At 56.2% G+C, this 18872-nt stretch carries 18 protein-coding genes; 8 read left to right on the forward strand and 10 right to left on the reverse strand.

What is annotated here, in order from left to right; translation table 11 throughout:
* Positions 1-96: 96 nt before the first annotated feature.
* The 3 genes from AM218_RS12335 to AM218_RS12345 all read right to left on the reverse strand — a co-directional run bounded on the left by AM218_RS12335 (position 97) and on the right by AM218_RS12345 (position 4981).
* Complete coding sequence (locus tag AM218_RS12335; protein ID WP_054414129.1) at positions 97-2505, reverse strand: 3-hydroxyacyl-CoA dehydrogenase/enoyl-CoA hydratase family protein; 2409 nt, start codon at positions 2503-2505, stop codon at positions 97-99.
* 62 nt (positions 2506-2567) lie between these two features.
* Positions 2568-3047 (reverse strand): MarR family winged helix-turn-helix transcriptional regulator, encoded by a 480-nt coding sequence (locus AM218_RS12340; RefSeq protein WP_054414130.1) that lies wholly within the window; start codon positions 3045-3047, stop codon positions 2568-2570.
* Positions 3048-3199: 152 nt separating this feature from the next.
* Positions 3200-4981 (reverse strand): AMP-dependent synthetase/ligase, encoded by a 1782-nt coding sequence (locus tag AM218_RS12345; RefSeq protein WP_054414131.1) that lies wholly within the window; start codon positions 4979-4981, stop codon positions 3200-3202.
* A 132-nt stretch (positions 4982-5113) separates the two neighbouring features.
* Here AM218_RS12345 and AM218_RS12350 point away from each other — a divergent pair, with 132 nt between their 5' ends.
* The 5 genes from AM218_RS12350 (at position 5114) to AM218_RS12370 (ending at position 8431) form a co-directional block, all read left to right on the forward strand.
* On the forward strand, positions 5114-6262 hold the full coding sequence (locus AM218_RS12350; protein ID WP_054414132.1) for a formimidoylglutamase: 1149 nt from the start codon (positions 5114-5116) through the stop codon (positions 6260-6262).
* Positions 6263-6364: 102 nt separating this feature from the next.
* Positions 6365-6661 carry a cytochrome b5 domain-containing protein gene (locus AM218_RS12355; protein WP_054414133.1) on the forward strand — a complete coding sequence of 99 codons (297 nt, stop codon included), beginning with the start codon at positions 6365-6367 and terminating at the stop codon, positions 6659-6661.
* Positions 6662-6667: 6 nt separating this feature from the next.
* The gene (murQ, locus tag AM218_RS12360) at positions 6668-7492 is read left to right on the forward strand and encodes an N-acetylmuramic acid 6-phosphate etherase (RefSeq protein WP_231717484.1); all 825 of its coding nucleotides are present in this window, start codon (positions 6668-6670) and stop codon (positions 7490-7492) included.
* A gap of 7 nt (positions 7493-7499) precedes the next feature.
* On the forward strand, positions 7500-7784 hold the full coding sequence (locus AM218_RS12365; RefSeq protein WP_054414134.1) for a hypothetical protein: 285 nt from the start codon (positions 7500-7502) through the stop codon (positions 7782-7784).
* An 80-nt stretch (positions 7785-7864) separates the two neighbouring features.
* On the forward strand, positions 7865-8431 hold the full coding sequence (locus AM218_RS12370; RefSeq protein WP_054414135.1) for a hypothetical protein: 567 nt from the start codon (positions 7865-7867) through the stop codon (positions 8429-8431).
* A 91-nt stretch (positions 8432-8522) separates the two neighbouring features.
* Here the strand turns inward: AM218_RS12370 and AM218_RS12375 are convergent, their stop codons facing one another.
* From AM218_RS12375 to era, 3 genes are all read right to left on the reverse strand, one after another.
* Positions 8523-8762 carry a hypothetical protein gene (locus AM218_RS12375; RefSeq protein WP_054414136.1) on the reverse strand — a complete coding sequence of 80 codons (240 nt, stop codon included), beginning with the start codon at positions 8760-8762 and terminating at the stop codon, positions 8523-8525.
* A 153-nt stretch (positions 8763-8915) separates the two neighbouring features.
* The gene (der, locus tag AM218_RS12380) at positions 8916-10238 is read right to left on the reverse strand and encodes a ribosome biogenesis GTPase Der (protein WP_054414137.1); all 1323 of its coding nucleotides are present in this window, start codon (positions 10236-10238) and stop codon (positions 8916-8918) included.
* An 80-nt stretch (positions 10239-10318) separates the two neighbouring features.
* Positions 10319-11221, reverse strand: coding sequence for a GTPase Era (gene era / locus AM218_RS12385; RefSeq protein WP_054414138.1), 903 nt, complete (start codon positions 11219-11221; stop codon positions 10319-10321).
* 228 nt (positions 11222-11449) lie between these two features.
* Here era and hemH point away from each other — a divergent pair, with 228 nt between their 5' ends.
* Entirely contained in the window at positions 11450-12496 is a 1047-nt protein-coding gene (gene hemH / locus AM218_RS12390) for a ferrochelatase (protein ID WP_054414139.1), read from the forward strand.
* A 77-nt stretch (positions 12497-12573) separates the two neighbouring features.
* Here the strand turns inward: hemH and AM218_RS12395 are convergent, their stop codons facing one another.
* The 4 genes from AM218_RS12395 to glmM form a co-directional block, all read right to left on the reverse strand.
* Complete coding sequence (locus tag AM218_RS12395; RefSeq protein ID WP_082318213.1) at positions 12574-13083, reverse strand: PRC-barrel domain-containing protein; 510 nt, start codon at positions 13081-13083, stop codon at positions 12574-12576.
* Between the two features lie 66 nt (positions 13084-13149).
* A complete protein-coding gene (locus AM218_RS12400) occupies positions 13150-13773 on the reverse strand; it encodes a hypothetical protein (protein WP_054414141.1) in 624 nt (207 codons plus the stop codon).
* A 141-nt stretch (positions 13774-13914) separates the two neighbouring features.
* Positions 13915-15096 (reverse strand): cysteine desulfurase family protein, encoded by a 1182-nt coding sequence (locus tag AM218_RS12405; RefSeq protein WP_054414142.1) that lies wholly within the window; start codon positions 15094-15096, stop codon positions 13915-13917.
* A 225-nt stretch (positions 15097-15321) separates the two neighbouring features.
* Positions 15322-16710 carry a phosphoglucosamine mutase gene (gene glmM / locus AM218_RS12410; RefSeq protein WP_054414143.1) on the reverse strand — a complete coding sequence of 463 codons (1389 nt, stop codon included), beginning with the start codon at positions 16708-16710 and terminating at the stop codon, positions 15322-15324.
* Between the two features lie 165 nt (positions 16711-16875).
* On the opposite strand from glmM, the gene mazG reads away from it, so the two are divergent.
* Together mazG and AM218_RS12420 are read left to right on the forward strand one after the other, a co-directional pair.
* Positions 16876-17718 carry a nucleoside triphosphate pyrophosphohydrolase gene (gene mazG / locus AM218_RS12415; protein WP_054414144.1) on the forward strand — a complete coding sequence of 281 codons (843 nt, stop codon included), beginning with the start codon at positions 16876-16878 and terminating at the stop codon, positions 17716-17718.
* Positions 17719-17971: 253 nt separating this feature from the next.
* On the forward strand, positions 17972-18844 hold the full coding sequence (locus AM218_RS12420; RefSeq protein WP_197273965.1) for a MotA/TolQ/ExbB proton channel family protein: 873 nt from the start codon (positions 17972-17974) through the stop codon (positions 18842-18844).
* The last annotated feature ends 28 nt before the right edge of the window (positions 18845-18872 follow it).

The raw sequence follows: 18872 nt of genomic DNA on the forward strand, positions 1-18872 counted from the left end.
GTCGAGGAATCTCGCGTGCTGATGTTGAGTAGTAATTCAACGAAGAGCGGTAGAGATGCTTCGGCTTCGCTCAGCATGACAACGTTTTTTTAACGGCTAGTTCCGCAGCGGCTTACCCGTGGTCAGGATGCTCTGAATCCGCTCCAGCGTTTTCCGCTCGCCGGTGAGGCTCAGGAAAGCTTCGCGCTCCAGATCCAGCAGGTACTGCTCCGATACTTCCGTGGGGGCCGACAGGTCGCCGCCGCACATCACGTAGGCCAGCTTGTTGGCAATCTTCACGTCGTGGTCGGAGATGTAGCGGCCTTCCTTCATGGCCGAAACGCCCGTCAGGAACATGCCCAGCGCACCTTTGCCGTGCACCTTGATGTTGGTTTTCTGCGTGGGCTGGGTGTAGCCATCATCGGCCAGCTCAATGGCTGCGGCCTTGGCCTGGGCAATGACGCGGTTGGAGTTCACTACCACTTCGTCGCCGCGGCGCATAAAGCCCAGATCAAAAGCTTCGGCAGCCGAGGTCGACACCTTGGCGGTGCTGATGGTCATGAAGGTGTTGCGGAGCATGTTGTACTCCGGCTCGCCTTCCTCGTACTTGGCGGCGGTGCGCAGGGTCATTTCCTTAGTGCCGCCACCGGCCGGAATCAAGCCTACACCAAATTCTACCAGGCCCATGTAGGTTTCAGCCGAAGCTACTACCCGGTCGCAGTGCAGGTTCAGCTCGCAGCCGCCACCCAGCGTGAGGCCGTGGGGCGTGCCCACCACCGGAATGCTGCTGTAGCGCATGCGCATCATGGCCTGCTGGAACTGGGCAATCATCATGTTTATCTCGTCGTACTCCTGCTCCAGGGCAAACATGTACACGAGGCCCAGATTGGCGCCCGCCGAGAAGTTGGGGGCATCGTTGCCCACCACCAGACCGCGGAAGTCTTTCTCCGCCAGCTCCACGCCTTTCAGCAAGCCCTGAATAACATCAGAGCCCAGCGTGTTCATCTTGGAGTGGAATTCCACGTTCAGGATACCATCCCCCAGGTCGATAACTGAAGCACCGGCGTTTTTCCAGAGCACTTTGCCCGTGGCACGCAGGTTGTCCAGAATCACGAAGTTTTCAACACCCGGAATGGCCTTGTAGCTCTTCGATTCGAGGTCGTAATACTGCTTTACGCCCTGCTTATTTACCTGGTAGAAGGAAGTATTGCCGGCGTCCAGCATCTCGCGCACCCAGTCGGCGGCCTCTTTGCCTTCGGCCTGCAGCAGCTCCAGGCCTTTCTCTACGCCTAGGGCGTCCCAGGTTTCAAACGGACCCAGCTCCCAGCCAAAGCCGGCGCGCAGGGCATCGTCAATCTTGTAGAGCGAGTCGGTGATTTCCGGAATGCGGTTGGTCACGTAGGCAAACAGGCCCGCGAACATCTTGCGGTAGAACGCACCGGCTTTGTCTTTGCCCGCGGCCAGCACCTTGAAGCGGTCCGCCAGCTTTTCAATCGGCTTGGTGGCTTCTAAGGTGGCAAACTTCACCTTCTGGCTGGGCTTATACTCCAGCGTGTTCAGGTCCAGGGCCAGAATTTCTGACTTGCCATTGGCTCCGGTTACTTTCTTGTAGAAGCCCTGCTTGGTTTTGTCGCCCAGCCACTTGTTTTCGCCCATCTTCTTGAGGAAGTCGGGCAGTTGGAACACGGCTTTGGCTTCGTCGTTGGGCAGGCCCTGCGCCAGGCCGTTGGCTACGTTCATCAGCGTATCCAGACCTACTACATCGGAGGTGCGGAACGTGGCTGATTTGGCGTGGCCGATAACCGGGCCGGTGAGCTTGTCTACTTCTTCTACCGTGAGGCCCAGCTCCTGCATCACCTGCAGCACGTCCATAATGGCGAAAACGCCCACACGGTTGGCAATGAAAGCCGGCGTGTCTTTGGCCAGCACGGTGGTTTTACCCAGGTACAGGTCGCCGTAGTGCAGCAGGAAGTCCACAATAGCCGGATCGGTGTCCGGGGTGGGGATAATTTCCAGCAGTTTCAGGTAGCGCGGCGGGTTAAAAAAGTGCGTGCCGCAGAAGTGCTTTTTAAAGTCCTCGGAGCGGCCTTCCGTCATCAGATGAATCGGGATGCCGCTGGTGTTGGAGGTGATGAGCGTGCCGGGCTTGCGGAACTGCTCCACGCGCTCAAACAGGCTCTTTTTGATGTCGAGACGCTCTACTACCACCTCAATTGTCCAGTCATACTGGGCAATATCCTTGAGGTTATCGTCGAAGTTGCCGGTTTTGATGCGCGAAGCATCGGCCTTGCGGTACAGCGGCGAAGGGTTGCTGGCAATGGCCGCCTGCAGGGAGCTGTTGACGATGCGGTTCTTGACGGCCGCCGCGTCCAGCTTCAGACCTTTTTTCTCTTCGTCGGGCGTCAGCTCTTTGGGAGCAATGTCGAGCAGCAACACCTGCACGCCAATGTTGGCGAAGTGGCAGGCAATGCGGGAGCCCATGACGCCCGAGCCTAAAACAGCTACTTTTTTAATGGTTCGATTCATGAGGAGATGAAGCGGGTGGCAGGAATGCGTTATAAACAGGATACGCTCCGGGTCCGGACCGGCTAAGCCGACTTAGACTCCGAGCGCAGGGGTTTCAGGGTAAAGTCCTCGAAAAGGGTTTTGCCCTCAATCATGGCCGTAATCTGAGAAATGACCGTGAAGAAGGTATCCAGCTGGCTTTGCGGGATTTTCTCGCGCACCTTCAGGTTGAAGTGGCGCACCGTCTGGCGGGAAATTTCCTTTTTCTGCAGGCCTTCTTCGGTCAGGAAAATGCGCACGGAGCGTTTATCCAGCTGGTCGGCCTGTTTGTAGATCAGGCCCTTCTCTTCCATGCTGCGCAGAATGCGCGTGAGGCTGCGCGTTTCCAGGCCCAGCAGGGGCGCAATTTTGGTAGCCGGCGTGCCGTTTTCCTGATCAATGTTCAGGAGTACAAAGCCAATGCTGGTGGTGATGTCGTGCTTGGCGGCCTGCGTATTGTACATGCGCGAAATGGCATGCCAGGCTACTTTGATGTTATAATCGACGGTTTCTTCCGGTGTCATGAGCGGGGTGAAGTCCGGTAAACATACATAAATATGTTATGCTTGCATACTAGTTCGGGCAAAAAAAGTTTACCCTCCTGCCGCAAGGTTTTCCGGCTTTCCACCCATTATAATTAAAAAGGCCCCGCTACTAAAGTAGCGGGGCCTTTTGGTTAGCGGCGGCTATCGGTGTGATATAAACTATCGATCAGATCGGTGTTGTTCTGGAAGATGACTTTGCGCTTCACCTTCATGGTGGGCGTCATCTCGCCGGTTTCCACCGTCCATTGCTGGGGCAGCAGGGCCACTTTCTTTACTTGCTCCCACTGCGCAAAGCCCTGGTTGTATTTCTTCACTAGGTCTTCGTACATCGATACAATCTTCTCGTTTTTGATTAGCGCGTCGTTGGGTCCGGTGCAGTCTAACCCGTTGCGCTTGCACCAGCCCCGGAGTTGATCGAAAGCGGGAATAATGAGTACGGAGGGGAATTTCTGGCCGTCGCCCACCACCATGCACTGCTCTACCAGCGGCGACTCCTTCAGCTTGCCTTCAATAACCTGCGGGGCAATGTACTTGCCGCCCGAGGTCTTGAACATTTCCTTTTTCCGGTCCGTGATTTTGAGGAAGCGGCCGTTTACCAGCTCGCCAATGTCGCCGGTGTGGAACCAGCCTTCCTCGTCAAACTCTTTGGCCGTCAGCTCGGGCTTATTGTAGTAGCCCTTCATCACGGAGGCCGATTTGGTCAGGATTTCGCCATCGGGCGCAATCTTTACTTCGGTGTTGTCGATGATGGGGCCCACGGTGCCAATCATGTTGTTTTCGGGCTCGAAGCCGCCTACCGCAATAACTGGTGAGGTTTCGGTGAGGCCATAGCCTTCCATTACCCGGATGCCAGCCGCCCAGAACACGCGCGCCAAACGCGGCTGCAGCGCCCCGCCTCCGGAAACAATCCATTTGAGGTTGCCGCCCAGCGCTTCGCGCCACTTATTGAAAATGAGCTTATTGGCCAAAGCCAGCTGGGCGTTGTAGAAAACACCCTGGTCTTTCTGGGTGTCGTATTTCAGACCTAGATTCAAGGCCCAGAAAAACAGGCTTTTCTTGATGCCCGTCAGCTCGTGGCCTTTGGCTACAATCTTATCGAACACCTTTTCCAGCAGGCGCGGCACGGTGGTGAAGATGCTGGGCTTTACTTCCCGCAGGTTGTCGGCAATGACGTCCATGCTCTCGGCGTAGTAAATGCTTACGCCGTTAATCATGTAGAGGTAAGTTACCATGCGCTCAAAGATGTGGCAGAGCGGCAGGAAGCTCAGGGCCATATCGTCCTTGTTCACCGGCACAAAGCGCTGCGAGTTGCGGCAGTTGCTCAGGATGTTGTCGTGGGACAGCATCACGCCTTTAGGCTGGCCGGTGGTGCCGCTGGTGTAAATGAGCGTGAGCAAATCATCGGGCTGCACGGCATCCTTAAGCGGCTGTAGCGTAGCCGGGTCGCCCTGTTTGCCCATTTCCACCAGCTCGGAGAAATGGCGGGCGCCTTCAATCTTATCGAAGGTAAAAATATGCGTGGCGGGGATATGCAGGTCGGCAATAGCCTCGGTTACTTTCTCATAGAGCTTGATATCCGACACAAAAATGGCTTTCACGCCGGCATCGGTAAAGATGTACTTGTAGTCCTCTACCGTTATGCTGGGGTACATGGGCACACTCACGGCGCCAATCTGCGAGATGCCGTAGTCGGCCAGCATCCACTCCGGGCGGTTCATGGAGATGATGGCCACTTTATCGTCCTTTTTCAGGCCCAGCTTTACCAGGCCCAGGCTGACGAGCTGTGCGGCATCATACACCTGCTGGGTACTCATTTTCTCCCACGTCCCGTTTACTTTCGCAGCCAGACAATCAGATTTGGGGGTGTTCTCCAGTTGGTAAGGGAGAACATCAAAAGCGCGACGAACTTGCATGAACAAAGGTGGTGAGGTGGAAATAGTCGTTAAATAAATTGATTTTTTAGCGGAAACCCTATTTACGGCCGGTTGGAATACCGTAGCAGCGGCGTTTTTAACTAGTTTTGTCAGCAGCACTGCCCGAGCCTGATGAACCTTGCGATTTTCTTTGATCCGCTTCTCGAAGATCCGCTGGCCGCGGCGCCTGCGCCCACTACGTTAGGGGCCTATGCCACACGCTTTGTGGATACGTTTCCCGACTGGCGCGCGGCTGATCTGGCCCTGATTGGGCTGGATGAGTGGCGGGGCAGCGCCGCCGGAGCCCCGGCCAGCCATGCCGCCAACGCCGTGCGCGAGCGGTTTTACCAGCTGCAGAAAGGCACAGGACCCATTCGGCTGGTGGATTTGGGCAACCTGCGCCCCGGCCTTACCCTGGAAGATACGTACCTGCGCCTGCGGGAAATTGTGGCGGCCCTGCTGGAGCAAAAAACCATTCCGCTGCTGCTGGGCGGCAGCCACGACCTGGACTACGGCCAGTTTCTGGCTTACGAAACCCTGGAGCGTCCCGTCAGCCACGTTACCATCGATTCGCGCGTGGACATGGCCGAGCACGATACGGCCCCGGCTGAAGAATCGCACCTGCAGCGTATTCTGATGCACGAGCCAAACTTCCTATTTGCCTTCAGTCAGATTGGCCACCAGCAATACCTGGTGCAGCCTGGTGTGCTGGCCACGCTGGAAAAGCTGCATTTTGAAACCCTGCGCCTGGGCGAAGTGCATACCGATGTCCGGCAGGCCGAGCCGCTGATCCGACAGGCCGATATGATGAGCTTTGACCTCTCCGCGCTGCGCTGGCCGGACTTTCCGGGCTACTACCCGGCCAGTCCCTACGGCCTTACCGGCGAGGAGGCCTCCCAGCTGTGCTGGTATGCCGGCCACAACGACCAGCTGAGCTCCTTCGGCCTGTATGGCTACCGCCCCGACCACGACCCGCATGGGCTGGCCGCGTTTGCTACGGCCACCATGCTGTGGTACTTCATTGAGGGCTTTTACCACCGCCACGGCGAAACCGACTTCCAAAGCCGCCGCTTTATGCGCTACGCCGTGGGCCTGCCGGGCACGCCGGCCAAACTGGTGTTCTACAAGGCGCGGCGCACAGAAAAATGGTGGCTGGAAGTGGAAAGCCTCGCCGACAGCAACCTCAAGCGCATTGTACCCTGCAGCTACCAAGACTACCTGCACGCCGCCCAGGGCGACCTGCCTAACCGCTGGATTCTGACGCAGGCCCTGTTGGGATGAGTTGCCAGTTGCCGGTTGTTAGTTGCCAGGACAAACCGGCAACTGCCGTTTACTAACCAACACCCGGCAACTGACTACCATCAACTGACAACTAACGACCAAATGACCCTGGCAACTGGCAATCCGCAACCGGCAACCGAAAGCCTGCCCGAATACTCCCGCGCCCAGCTGGCCCTGCGCAACGGGCAGGACCGGGACGAAATCTGGGTGAGCTACCAGGGGCTGATTTACGATGTAACCCGCTCCCGCCTGTGGCGGCGCGGCAACCATTATGAGCACTGGGCGGGCCAGGACCTTACCCGCGAGTTGGACGTAGATGCGCCGCACACGCCCAACGTTTTCGACCGGTTTCCGGTTATAGGACGGCTGAAAGCCGCGGCTGCTTCGGCCAGGTCTTAATATTCTTTGCCCATACTATTCTTTGTGAACAACACCGAAAGCCCTTCCTCCTTCCATAATCTCGAAACGCTGAGTACCCACGAGCTGCTGGCCGGCATTAACAGTGTGGACCAAACGGTGCCGCTGGCCGTAGCGAAGGCCCTACCCCAGATAGAAGCGTTGGTGGAAGCTACCGTAGCCCGGCTGCGGGCAGGCGGCCGCCTTTTTTACATTGGCGCCGGCACCAGTGGCCGCCTGGGTATTCTGGATGCCTCGGAGTGCCCGCCCACGTTTGGCGTGCCCCAGGGGCTGGTTATCGGGCTGATTGCGGGCGGTGATACAGCCATCCGGCAGGCCGTGGAAAACGCGGAGGACGATGCGGAGCAGGCCTGGCAGGACTTGCTGGCCTTCGGCATCAATGAGAAAGATATGGTGGTGGGCATTGCCGCCTCGGGCCGCACGCCTTATGTCATTGGTGGCCTGGAGCAGGCCCGCCGGCTCGGCATAGCTACCGGCTGTATTGTGTGCAATGCGGGCTCCGCTGTGGCAGCGGCCGCCGAGTTTCCGGTGGAAGTAGTAACAGGGCCTGAGTTTGTGACGGGCAGCACCCGCATGAAAGCCGGCACCGCGCAAAAGCTGGTGCTGAATATGCTTACTACGGCCACCATGATTCAGCTGGGTCGCGTGAAAGGCAATAAAATGGTAGATATGCAGCTCAGCAACGCTAAGCTGGTAGACCGCGGCGAGAAGATGCTGATGGACGAGTTGGGCATTGATCAGGCAGAAGCTGCTCAATTGCTGGCGAAACACGGCTCCGTGCGGGCCGCGCTGGACGCCTCCCATCTTCGCTAGTCGGTTCATGTCCCGGCTTTGGCAAAACCTGTATTTGCGGGCCGGCAGCTTATTGATTTTGCAGCTCCTGTTACTTATCGGGGCTGAGTCAGAGGATGGCTTGATGAGCCTCATTGGTCTGGGCATCATTATGCTGCCTACCACGGCACTGCTACTGGCAACCAGCTACGCTGCTATTGTTCGGGGGCGCTGGCTTTTAGCGCTTTTCACTGCCTTGGGAGCATTTCCGGGATTTATAGCTGTTCTGCTGTGGCTGATGCTGGCTTTCAGCATGCTGAATACGAACAGATAAGTTGTTTCCTGCGTTACCAGTGTGCCATTTTGATAAGCTGGTGGTTTATCCGAAGGTTGGCGGTAATTCCTTTAACAACTATGCATACAATCGAGCCGCACTACAACTGGATGGAGCAATACTCGGCATCCGAAGATCCTCGCTCACCGCTCCACGGTTCCGAAAACAGCCTGGACCACTACGTCAATACTATTTACGGCTACTACATCCACCCGCAGTGGGACAGCCTGGAGTCGGATACCTTATTCCTGAAAATCCTGTTCGTGGACTATGAGCAGGGCATTGGCATTATTGAGTTTATCGGCGAGTGGAATGATGCCATTGAGAATGACGTCATGCAGCTCAAGCGTAATATTGTAGACTCCATGGTGCACGAAGGCGTCCGCAAATTCGTGCTCATCGGGGAAAACGTATTTAACTTCCACGGCTCCGACGACTGCTACTACGAGGAGTGGTTTGAGGACGTGGAGGATGGCTGGATTGCGGCCATCAACTTCCAGGAGCACGTTATCCGGGAAATGCGCCAGTACAATATTGACAGCTACGTGAATTTTGGTGGCCAGCTGGATGAGCTGCCTTGGCGCACGTACGGTCCTCGCAAGCTTTTCAAAGTAATTGACGGGCTGCTGGAGCGCCGCCTGGGCTAAGTCCAGTTCATAGCCAAACTGCCTAAAACAAAAAAGAGGGCTTCTCCCGTGAGAGAAGCCCTCTTTTTACATGCGCTGGGCGCAGACGAAATTACTTAGCGTCTTTTGCGTCAGCCGAGTTCTCCATAGCGTCAGCCTTAGCGTCAGCCGAGTCACGTACTGCATCAGCAGCAGCCTCGTTAGCACCAGCATCTTCCATAGCGTCAGCCTTAACTTCGCCAGCCTCTTCTACGTTGTCAGCAGCCTGCTCCTGAGCGTTTTCAGTTTTGCTGTCGCAAGAAGCGAACGAGAAAGAAACAGCGGCCAGGGCGAGGAACAATACCTTTTTCATGGTGGGGGTTGATTTGTAAATGAAAAGTCTTTTTTAGGTTGACTCCGTGGAGAAACTCCGTAGAATCTGGGGGTTTATGCCCGTTACTGAAAAAGGTAACCCGGGCGGCCAAGAAAAATTTCTTCTATCGGCCTTAAACCATCCGCCAGCGGCTTATTTCTTCCGGAAAATAATGCCTACCGGTACTCCGGTAAAGTTGAAATGCTCGCGCAGGCGGTTTTCCAGATAGCGGGTATAGCTTTCCAGCACGTACTGCGGCAGGTTGCAGAAGAAGGCAAACACCGGGTTGTGCGTGGGCAACTGAGTAACGTACTTGATGCGCACCATTTTGCCCTTCTGAATGGGCGGCGGATACCGCTCAATCTCCTTCAGCATTACTTCGTTCAGCTCCGAGGTCGGAATTTTGCGGCGCTTGTTCTCGTACACGTCAATGGCGGTTTCAATGGCCTTGTGCACGCGCTGCTTGTTCAGCACGGAAATGAAGATGATGGGCGGATAGCTGATAGGCGCAATTTTCTCGCGGATTTTCTCCTCGAATTCCTTGGCCGTGTTGGTTTCCTTGCCCTCAATAAGGTCCCACTTGTTTACCAGAATCACGATGCCCTTGCGGTTTTTGTCGGCCAGGCCAATGATGTTCAGGTCCTGGGACTCAATACCACGGGTGGCATCCAGCATCACAATGCAGATATCGGACTCTTCCAGCGCCCGGATGGAGCGCAGCACGGAATAGAACTCCACATCTTCGTGCACTTTGGTTTTACGACGCAAACCGGCCGTATCTACCAGGATAAACTCTTTGCCAAAGGCATTGTAGCGCGCCTGAATAGAGTCGCGGGTGGTACCGGCAATGTCCGTTACAATGCTGCGGTCGGTGCCCAGCAGCAGGTTCACGAAGGAAGACTTACCCACGTTGGGGCGGCCTACCACGGCAATTTTGGGAATGCCGGCATCGGGTTCCTCTATGCCTTCCTCTTCAAAGTGGCTAACCACAGCATCCAGCAGGTCGCCGGTGCCGGAGCCGCTCTGGGAGCTGATGGGGTAGATTTCGCCGTCGCCCACGCCCAGGGAGTAAAACTCGCCGGCGGCGTGAATCCGGGCATTGGTATCGGCCTTGTTGGCTACCACGTAAATGGGCTTTTTGCCCTGGTAGCGCCGCAGTACGCTGGCAAATTCCTCATCGAGGTGGTGCACGCCGGCGTCCACATCCACCATAAACAGCACCACATCAGCCTCATCAATAGCCAGCTTTACCTGCTTGTTGATTTCGCCTTCGAAAATGTCATCGGAGTTGTGCACGTACCCGCCCGTATCAATCACGGTGTAGTACTTGCCAATCCAGTCACCGTAGCCGTAGTGACGGTCGCGGGTTACGCCGGACTCGTTGTCCATAATGGCCTTGCGCTGGCCAACCAAGCGGTTGAATAGGGTAGACTTGCCCACGTTGGGGCGGCCTACAATGGCAATCGTATTTTTCATATTGTCTGACTCCAGCCGCCGGCCCGACCATTTTCGGCAGTGCCCGGAGTAGTTAAGTGAAGGAAGGTCGGAAGCGTTTTTTAACTGTTGTTATACCCAAAGCGGCTCAGGGCCTTAGGGTCGGCGCGCCAGTTTTCGTTGACTTTCACGTGGATTTCGAGGAACACTTTCTTCAGAAAGAATTTCTCCATTTCCTCGCGGGCCCAGGTGCCTACTTTCTTCAGCGCCTCGCCTTTCTGGCCAATGACAATGCCTTTCTGGCTGGCCCGCTCCACGTAAATAGTGGAGCGCATCCGGATGATATCTTCTTCCTCTTTAAACTCATCAATAGTGACCTCACAGCTGTAAGGCACCTCTTTTTTATAGAGTTTAAAGATTTTCTCCCGAATCATCTCGGCCGCAAAGAACCGCTCGGGCTTGTCGGTTAGTTCATCTTTGGGATAATACGGCGGATGCACCGGCAGCTTTTCCAGCACCAACTCAAGTACCCGTTCGGTCCCGAAGGCATTCAGGGCCGAGATGGGCAGCACTTCGGCGGCGTTGGGGAGTTGCTCGTGCCAGTAGGCCAGCTTGGCTTCCACATCGGCCTGGTCGGCCTGGTCTATTTTATTGACGAGCACCATGATGGTGACGTCCTGCATTTTGCGCAGGCGCTCCACAATGGGTTCTTCGTCGTGCTTTTCGTAGATATCCGTTACAAACAGCACCACGTCAGCATCTTCCAGAGAAGAGTACACAAACGACATCATGGCGTTGTGCAGCTCATATTTGGGCTGAATGATGCCAGGCGTATCGGAGTAGATCAGCTGGAAATCGTCGCCGTTGAGGATGCCGAGGATGCGGTGGCGGGTGGTTTGGGCTTTGCTCGTGACGATGCTCAGCCGCTCACCCACCAGCGCGTTCATCAGCGTCGACTTGCCCACGTTGGGTTTGCCGATAATGCTCACGAAGCCAGCGCGGTGTGGAGTAGGGGTGGTATTCATTTCAGACTCTGAAATTTGGCCCGCAAAGGTACGACTTTTACCCTGCCCGGCCGCTGGTTATTAAAACATCGGGGGTGGCCAGATTGTCTGTACCCCAAATTGAAAGATGACGGAAGTCAGTTTTAGTTCGGCAACGGTTGTACGACCTTTGTAGTTCTTTCCCCTGGCCGGCTCCTCTGACCTCTTCTGACGACTTGCCTGCTTACCTCCTTCGGCATTACGGTTTCTATGTCCTCTACCCCCGCTTCTTCTAAAGGCCGCATCGGCGTCCTGCTCGTGAACCTCGGCACGCCCGACTCACCCCAGACCAGCGACGTGCGCCGCTACCTCAACGAATTCCTGACGGATGCCCGCGTAATTGATATGCCGGCCGCCGTGCGCTACCCCTTGTTTCAGGGTTTGGTGGTGCCGCTGCGGGCCCCAAAATCGGCCAAAATCTATCAGCAGCTCTGGACGGAGCGGGGCTCTCCCCTGCTCTTCCATGGCCTCGATCTGAAAAAACTGTTGCAGGAGAAGCTGGGCAAAGACTACCTAGTGGCTTTTGGCATGCGCTACCAGAAGCCCAGCATTGAGTTGGCGCTGCAGGGGCTACGCGACGCGGCCGTGGAGCGCATTATTGTGCTGCCCCTGTTTCCGCAGTACGCGGCGGCCAGCACGGGCTCGGTGCAGCAAAAGGTGATGGAAATTGTGAGCAAATGGTGGGTGGTGCCCAATATCACCTTCATCAGTTCCTTTGCTGACGACCCGGGCTTTATTGCCTCCTTTGCCACTCTGGGCCTGCAGGAAATGCAGAAGCATGACTACGACCATGTGGTATTCAGCTACCACGGTATTCCGGAGCGCCACGTGCTGAAGGGCAGTCAAAACGGGTATTGCAAGCTGAGTAACTGCTGCAACCACTACAACAAGAACAACCGCTACTGCTACCGGGCGCAGTGCTACGAAACCTCCCGCCTGCTGGCCAAAGCCATGAATCTGGCCCCAGAGCAGTACACCGTTACCTTCCAGAGCCGTCTGCAAAGCCGCCTCCGCGACCCGTGGCTGCAGCCGTACACGGATGAAGTCTTGAAGGAATTTCCGGCCAAAGGCATCCATAACGTGCTGGCCTTCAGCCCCGCTTTCGTGGCCGACTGCCTGGAAACCACCATTGAAGTAGGCGAGGAATTCAAGGAACTGTTTGAGCAGTCCGGCGGCAAGCACTGGCAGCTGGTGCCCAGCCTGAACGCCAACCCCATGTGGGTAGATGCAGTGGCCGATTTGGTTCACCGCAATTAACCTACCTCCCTAGAAACAGCAACGCCTGGCTCCGCTCGTAAGCAGAGGCCAGGCGTTGCTGTTTCTAGGGAGGTAGCCTACCCTATCCGGCGGCGCAGGTTGCTGGCCGGTTCGGCGGGGTGGCGGTTCTGGTAGAAGTGCTGCTCACTGTAAGGCGCCTGATCATAAAAAGGCGAAGTGTGCTCCGGCAAAGGCAGTTTTAAGGAGCGCAACATGGCTTCTTCATACTCCCGGGTTATCTGAACCTCCGTGTAAGGGGGATATTCCAGCACCGATTGCAGGTTGAGAGAGGGCACGAAAATATTGTCGCCATCCTCATCAATGGTGGCCACGCCAATGGGCAGCAGGATGTGGCGCGCCCATTTATCAATCTGCAGTGAGGCATCCAGCTCAATGTCGAGGTAGCGCACTTTCATGGCATCTTCATCCACAATCAGCTCAAATACATCCCCGAACTTCTTACCGTCGCTGCCGCGTACGGCCCAGCCGCGCACGTCCGCGCTGTCGTCGGCCACTTCAAAGTCTTCCAGGTCGCGCAGGCGGCGCAGGTGCATGCCTTGTGCGGAGGGTATGGGAGTAGGTTCCATGGTTGTAGCGTTAGGTCTGGTACGGGAAGGCAAGCGGGTGTTGGGTGCCTGCTTTCCGTAGAAAGATTAGCTGAAGCTTTTTAGAATTTGGGCCGCCTGCCGAAAAAAAGCGCGCTGCAGCTCCAGCTGCGCGGTTTCCTCACGGCCGCTGAGGGCGGCGGCTTGCTCGGTCAGGCGGTTTACCGGGCCGGCCTGTTCGGGGTAGGCTTTCTGCTGAATGGCCTGCAGCATGGCAGCGGTGGCCGTAAAGCCGGGCCGCAGGCTGGTGCCGGGCTCATCCAGGCGGCTGGTGGCGCTGGTCAGGTCGTTGCGTCTTTCCTGCACGGTGGCATCTTGGCGCAGGTCGTCGCGGTCGGCCAGGGAAACCAGCACGCCGGTGAGCAGGCGCAGGCCCTGGCGGCCGTAGTTGGTTACGGAACCGGCAGAGTCGGCGGCAAATGTGTAGAAGGCTTCCGGAGTAGCGGCTTGCTCATTGGCCATGGCATCCATGGCCTGGTTGGAGGTGCCGGCCGTATCCCGGGTAGCTCCTAAAGGCTGGGCCGTATTGGTGGGCGGAATGCTGTCAACGGGTTGCTCCGGATCGGCGCGGAAGAAGAAAAACCAGACCAGGCCCAGCACCACCAATGCCAGCAATACGGCCAGCCAGGGGCTCAGGGACTTTTTCTTGCGTTGAATATTGATGTCAGCCATATCGGTATATAATGTTGCTGAGACAGTACGGCACAATTCGGAATTGGGTGCTGTTCGTCTTCTGATTTTCAACTTAAAACAAAACCCTCCCTTAGGTGCCTAAAGGAGGGTAAAAATTTTCTATAACAAGCGTGGCAGCAATTAGGCCGGCACTTTGCGGTACATCTTGGCCAGCTGCTCTACGGCATAATCTACTTCCTGCGGCGTGTTGAACTTGCTCATGGAGAAGCGGATAGTACCCCGGTCGGGGTCGCAGCCTAGGGCCTGCAGCACGTGCGAGCCGGCCTGCGCCCCGCTGGTACACGCCGAGCCGCCTGACACCGATACTTTATTAATATCGAGGTTGAAGAGCAGCATTTCATTCATCTCCGAAGGCGGCAGGCTCACGCTCAGCACCGTGTACAGGCTCTGCTCGGCCTCGGCGGAGGTGCCATTGAACGCTACGCCGTCAATTTCAGCGCGCAGCTTATCAATAAACCGGTCTTTGAGGGCCTGAATGGTGCGCTGATGGTCGGCCATGCCGCGGTAGGCAATTTCCAGCGCCTTGGCCAGCCCGATGATGCCATACACATTCTCGGTGCCGGCGCGCTGGTTCCGCTCCTGGGAGCCGCCGTGTATCAGGGCATCCACCATGATACCGGAGCGGCGGTACAGGAAACCTATGCCTTTCGGGCCATGGAATTTATGGCCCGAGCCGACTAGGAAGTGCGCTTTCAGCTGCTGCACATCGTGGCGGTAGTGGCCCATCGTCTGCACCGTATCGGTGTGGAAAATGGCATCGTGGCGGGCACAGATTTCGCCGATGGCCACAATATCGTTGAGGTTGCCAATTTCATTGTTGGCATGCATCAGGCTCACATAAGTGCGCGGCTGGGCGGCCAGCAGCTCTTCTAAATGCTCCAAGTCAAAACGGCCCTTCGCATCGTGGCGGAGGTAGCTCAGCTGCAGGTCGCCGGCTTTTTCCAGCGCCTGCATGGTGTGCAGCACGGCGTGGTGCTCCAACTTAGAAGTAATGCCGTGTTTCAGGCCCAGGGTGCGCACGCTGCCAAAGGCGGCGTAGTTATCAGCCTCGGTGCCACAGGAGGTGAATACAATTTCGGCCGGGGCGGCATTAATCAGGTGGGCAATGGTCTTGCGGGCATTCTCGATGGCGGCCCGCACCTGCCGGCCGTGGCTATGAATACTGCTGGGATTACCAAAATGCTCGCGCAGAAACGGCAGCATAGCATCCAGCACCTCAGGATCCAGCGGCGTGGTGGCTGCGTTATCAAAATACACGGCCCGTGGCGCTGAGGAGGGAGTACAATCAGAGGGAGTTGACATAGCCCGGCAACGAAGTATAAGTAAGTAGCGCCCCTGCTCCTACTGGCCGGGTGCTCCTGCAAAAGTAAGGGTTTCTGTGGCTCGCCGGACGGGGCGTTACCTACAGCTTGTGGAAAGTGCCGGGCAAATAGCGGCCGCCCCGGACAGAAAAAAGGTCCGGCCTATACGGCCCGGACCTTTCTGCTCTAACGCCAGGCTGCTTTAGGCCAGCCGTTGCCTGTTTCGCTATACCGCAATAATCTCCTTGATATCGGCAATTATCTTATTGGCCAGATGGTCGGCCGTAGCATTGGATTCCGACTCGGCGTAAATGCGGATAATGGGCTCGGTATTGGACTTGCGTAGGTGCACCCACTCCTTATCGAACTCAATTTTCACCCCATCAATAGTGTTAATGGGCTGCTTGGCGTAACGCTGCTGCATTTTTTCCAGCACTTGGTCGGTGTTGATTTCCGGCGTCAGCTCAATTTTATTTTTGGAGATGAAGTAATTGGGGTAGGAAGCCCGCAGGCGCGTCATGGTGAGGCCGGTTTTGGCCAGATGGCTTAGGAAAAGCGCAATGCCCACCAAAGAGTCGCGGCCGTAGTGCAGTTCGGGATAGATAATACCGCCGTTGCCTTCGCCGCCAATAATGGCGTTGGTTTCCTTCATTTTGGTTACCACGTTCACCTCGCCTACCGCGGCGGCGGCATACTGGCCCCCGTGCTTTTCGGTCACGTCGCGCAGGGCGCGGGTGCTGCTCAGGTTGCTGACGGTATTGCCGCCCCCGCTTTGCTGCAGCACGTAATCGGCTACGGCTACCAGGGTGTATTCTTCCCCGAACATGGTGCCATCTTCGTTTACCAGCGCCAGGCGGTCTACATCGGGGTCCACTACAATACCAACGTCAAAGGAGCCTTTTTCCAGTATCCTGGCAATATCGCGCAGGTTCTCGGGCAGCGGCTCGGGATTGTGCGCAAAGTCGCCGGTGGGCTCGCAGAACAGCTTTTCAATGGTAGTAACGCCTAATGCTTCCAGGAGCATGGGCACCGCAAAACCGCCCGTGGAGTTCACGGCATCCACCACTACCCGGAAGTTTTTGGCTTTGATAGCGGCCACATCTACTAGAGGCAAGGCCAGAATGGCCTCAATATGGGTCTGCAGAAACGTATCGTCGGTGCTGTACTGACCCAGCTTGGTGACCGGGGCAAAATCGAAGGCTTCAGCATCGCCCAGCGCCAGTACTTTCTGGCCATCGGCATCCGAAATAAACTCGCCTTTGTCATTCAGCAGCTTCAGCGCATTCCACTGCTTGGGGTTGTGCGAGGCCGTGAGAATGATGCCGCCGCCGGCTTTTTTGGCGGGCACGGCCATTTCCACGGTGGGGGTTGTGCTCAGGCCCAGGTCAATGACGTGAATGCCCAAACCCTGCAGCGTAGCGGCCACCAGCTTGCTGACCATTTCGCCCGATAAACGCGCATCGCGGCCAATGACAATCGTATTATTTTGGGTTTTGTCCAGAACCCAGCTGCCGAAAGCGGCAGCATATTTCACCACGTCCAACGGCGTCAGGCCTTCACCTGCCGCGCCCCCGATAGTGCCTCGTATGCCCGAAATGGATTTGATGAGTGCCACTAGAAATGTTGTTTTTTTGAATGGGCAAAAGTATGGAAAAGCCCGTTGTTTTTATGACTATCGAGATGCCCGCAATTCAAAGATGGGGCCGGAAGGCTGTTACGCATACGGCGGCGGAAGGGCTATATTTTTCCGCACCGGCTCCTGGGTTGTATATTTGACTTAATGAACAATACCTCATCTGCTGACCGCCGGCCCGAGCAGCTGGCCGCTTTTGGACGCCTTTTGGACGTGCTTGACCGGCTCCGGGCCGAGTGCCCTTGGGACCGGAAACAAACGATGCAGAGCCTGCGGCATCTGACCATCGAAGAAACCTACGAACTCTCCGACGCCATCCTGCGGGATGATCTTTCCGACGTGCGGAAGGAGCTGGGCGACGTGATGCTGCACCTGGTCTTCTACGCCAAAATAGCGGCGGAAAAAGGTGCTTTTGACATTGCCGATGTGCTGAATGCCCAGTGCGAGAAGCTTATTTTCCGCCACCCGCACATCTACGGCGACGTGACCGTGAGCAGTGAGGAAGATGTAAAACGCAACTGGGAGCAACTGAAACTCAAGGAGAAAGGAAACTCTTCTGTATTGGGCGGTGTACCTGTGTCGTTGCCGGCGCTGGTGAAGGCCATGCGCATTCAGGAGAAAGCCCGGGGCGCCGGGTTTGACTGGGAGCGGAAGGAGCAGGTGTGGGAGAAAGTACAGGAAGAGCTACATGAGTTTGGGGAGGAGTTTGCCGAGGCCGAGCACAGCCCCGAGCACCAGCAGCGCGCCGCCGCTGAATTCGGCGACCTGCTTTTCTCCCTGATTAACTTCGCCCGCTTTGCCGGCATTAATCCGGAAGAGGCGCTGGAGCATACCAACCGCAAGTTTATCCGGCGTTTTCAATACCTGGAAACTGCGGCAGCCCAGGATGGCCACCAGCTGGCCGACCTGACGCTGGCGCAGATGGATGTGTATTGGAACCAAGCCAAGGCTCTGCCCGTAGACGAGACAAACCCAACATCGGAGAAATAGCCTTTTTTCCAGATGAATGCTACAAGGCAGCGTTTAAACGCAAGTTGGATTTGGCAGGGACAAGGCTTTTGCTTAGGTTTGCCAAGGAGAGTATAGGTTCCGGAGTAGTCCCCGTTCACAAGCAGACCCACTGTTTTGCCTCACACCGGCTAAGTAGTGCGGGTTAACGGGGCTTCGTCGTCTTTATACAAACCAGTACCGTTTTCACTTTCAAAAATACCTTTCACCAACCATCCCCTAATTTTCCGGAACAATGGAACAAAAGAATGCCATGAACAAGAACGTGCGGCCTGCCGCTCCCGCTGCGCCTAAGAGCGAAGCCAAAGGCGGTTCCGCGTTTGCCGCCATCGTGATTCCACTGGCTTTTGTTGTGAGCATCGTTATCTTCATTTTTGTATTGGGTAACGGCTCTAACTTCCAAGGTGGCGATAACGCAAATGCTGCGTTGCCAGGTAACTACTTGGGTACTGTTTACAAAGGCGGCGTAATTGTGCCGATCCTGATGTCTCTCTTCCTGTTGGTAATTACCTTCTCGATTGAGCGCTACCTCACCATCAGCAAGGCTAAAGGCACCAAGAGCATTGAGAGCTTTGTGCGCACCATCCGCCAGAAGCTGAACAGCAATGACATCTCGGGTGCTATTGCTGCCTGCGACCAGCAGAAAGGTTCAGTAGCAGCCGTAGTAAAGTCGGGTCTGCTGAAGTACCAGGAAATGGCCCGCGAGCGGGGCATGGACAAAGACCAGAAGATCCTGGCTATCCAGAAGGAAATCGAGGAATCGACTACGCTGGAATTGCCTATGCTGGAGAAAAACCTCGTTATCCTGTCTACCATTGCTTCGGTTTCTACGCTGGTAGGTCTGCTGGGTACGGTATTCGGTATGATCAAGGCCTTCTCGGCTCTGGCACAAGCTGGTAACCCTGACGCAGTTGCCCTGGCAGAAGGTATTTCGGAAGCACTGATCAACACGGCTATCGGTATTGCCGGTTCGGCCATTGCTATCATTGCCTACAACTTCTTCACCAGCAAAATTGACGAGCTGACCTACAGCATCGACGAAGCTGGTTTCAGCATCATTCAGACCTTCGCTGCTCAACACGGCGAAAAGGAAACTTACACGGCCTAAGTTGCGGTTAACGCACTAAAGGTTTAGT

The sequence above is a fragment of the Hymenobacter sp. DG25A genome (assembly GCF_001280305.1).
GTDB lineage: Bacteria > Bacteroidota > Bacteroidia > Cytophagales > Hymenobacteraceae > Hymenobacter.

Bases quoted from the DNA above. Each gene is read 5' to 3' on its own strand.
- AM218_RS12335 (WP_054414129.1), bottom strand. From the start codon at position 2,505: ATGAATCGAACCATTAAAAAAGTAGCTGTTTTAGGCTCGGGCGTCATG.
- AM218_RS12340 (WP_054414130.1), bottom strand. From the start codon at position 3,047: ATGACACCGGAAGAAACCGTCGATTATAACATCAAAGTAGCCTGGCAT.
- AM218_RS12345 (WP_054414131.1), bottom strand. From the start codon at position 4,981: ATGCAAGTTCGTCGCGCTTTTGATGTTCTCCCTTACCAACTGGAGAAC.
- AM218_RS12350 (WP_054414132.1), top strand. From the start codon at position 5,114: ATGAACCTTGCGATTTTCTTTGATCCGCTTCTCGAAGATCCGCTGGCC.
- AM218_RS12355 (WP_054414133.1), top strand. From the start codon at position 6,365: ATGACCCTGGCAACTGGCAATCCGCAACCGGCAACCGAAAGCCTGCCC.
- AM218_RS12365 (WP_054414134.1), top strand. From the start codon at position 7,500: ATGTCCCGGCTTTGGCAAAACCTGTATTTGCGGGCCGGCAGCTTATTG.
- AM218_RS12370 (WP_054414135.1), top strand. From the start codon at position 7,865: ATGCATACAATCGAGCCGCACTACAACTGGATGGAGCAATACTCGGCA.
- AM218_RS12375 (WP_054414136.1), bottom strand. From the start codon at position 8,762: ATGAAAAAGGTATTGTTCCTCGCCCTGGCCGCTGTTTCTTTCTCGTTC.
- der (WP_054414137.1), bottom strand. From the start codon at position 10,238: ATGAAAAATACGATTGCCATTGTAGGCCGCCCCAACGTGGGCAAGTCT.
- era (WP_054414138.1), bottom strand. From the start codon at position 11,221: ATGAATACCACCCCTACTCCACACCGCGCTGGCTTCGTGAGCATTATC.
- hemH (WP_054414139.1), top strand. From the start codon at position 11,450: ATGTCCTCTACCCCCGCTTCTTCTAAAGGCCGCATCGGCGTCCTGCTC.
- AM218_RS12395 (WP_082318213.1), bottom strand. From the start codon at position 13,083: ATGGAACCTACTCCCATACCCTCCGCACAAGGCATGCACCTGCGCCGC.
- AM218_RS12400 (WP_054414141.1), bottom strand. From the start codon at position 13,773: ATGGCTGACATCAATATTCAACGCAAGAAAAAGTCCCTGAGCCCCTGG.
- AM218_RS12405 (WP_054414142.1), bottom strand. From the start codon at position 15,096: ATGTCAACTCCCTCTGATTGTACTCCCTCCTCAGCGCCACGGGCCGTG.
- mazG (WP_054414144.1), top strand. From the start codon at position 16,876: ATGAACAATACCTCATCTGCTGACCGCCGGCCCGAGCAGCTGGCCGCT.
- AM218_RS12420 (WP_197273965.1), top strand. From the start codon at position 17,972: ATGGAACAAAAGAATGCCATGAACAAGAACGTGCGGCCTGCCGCTCCC.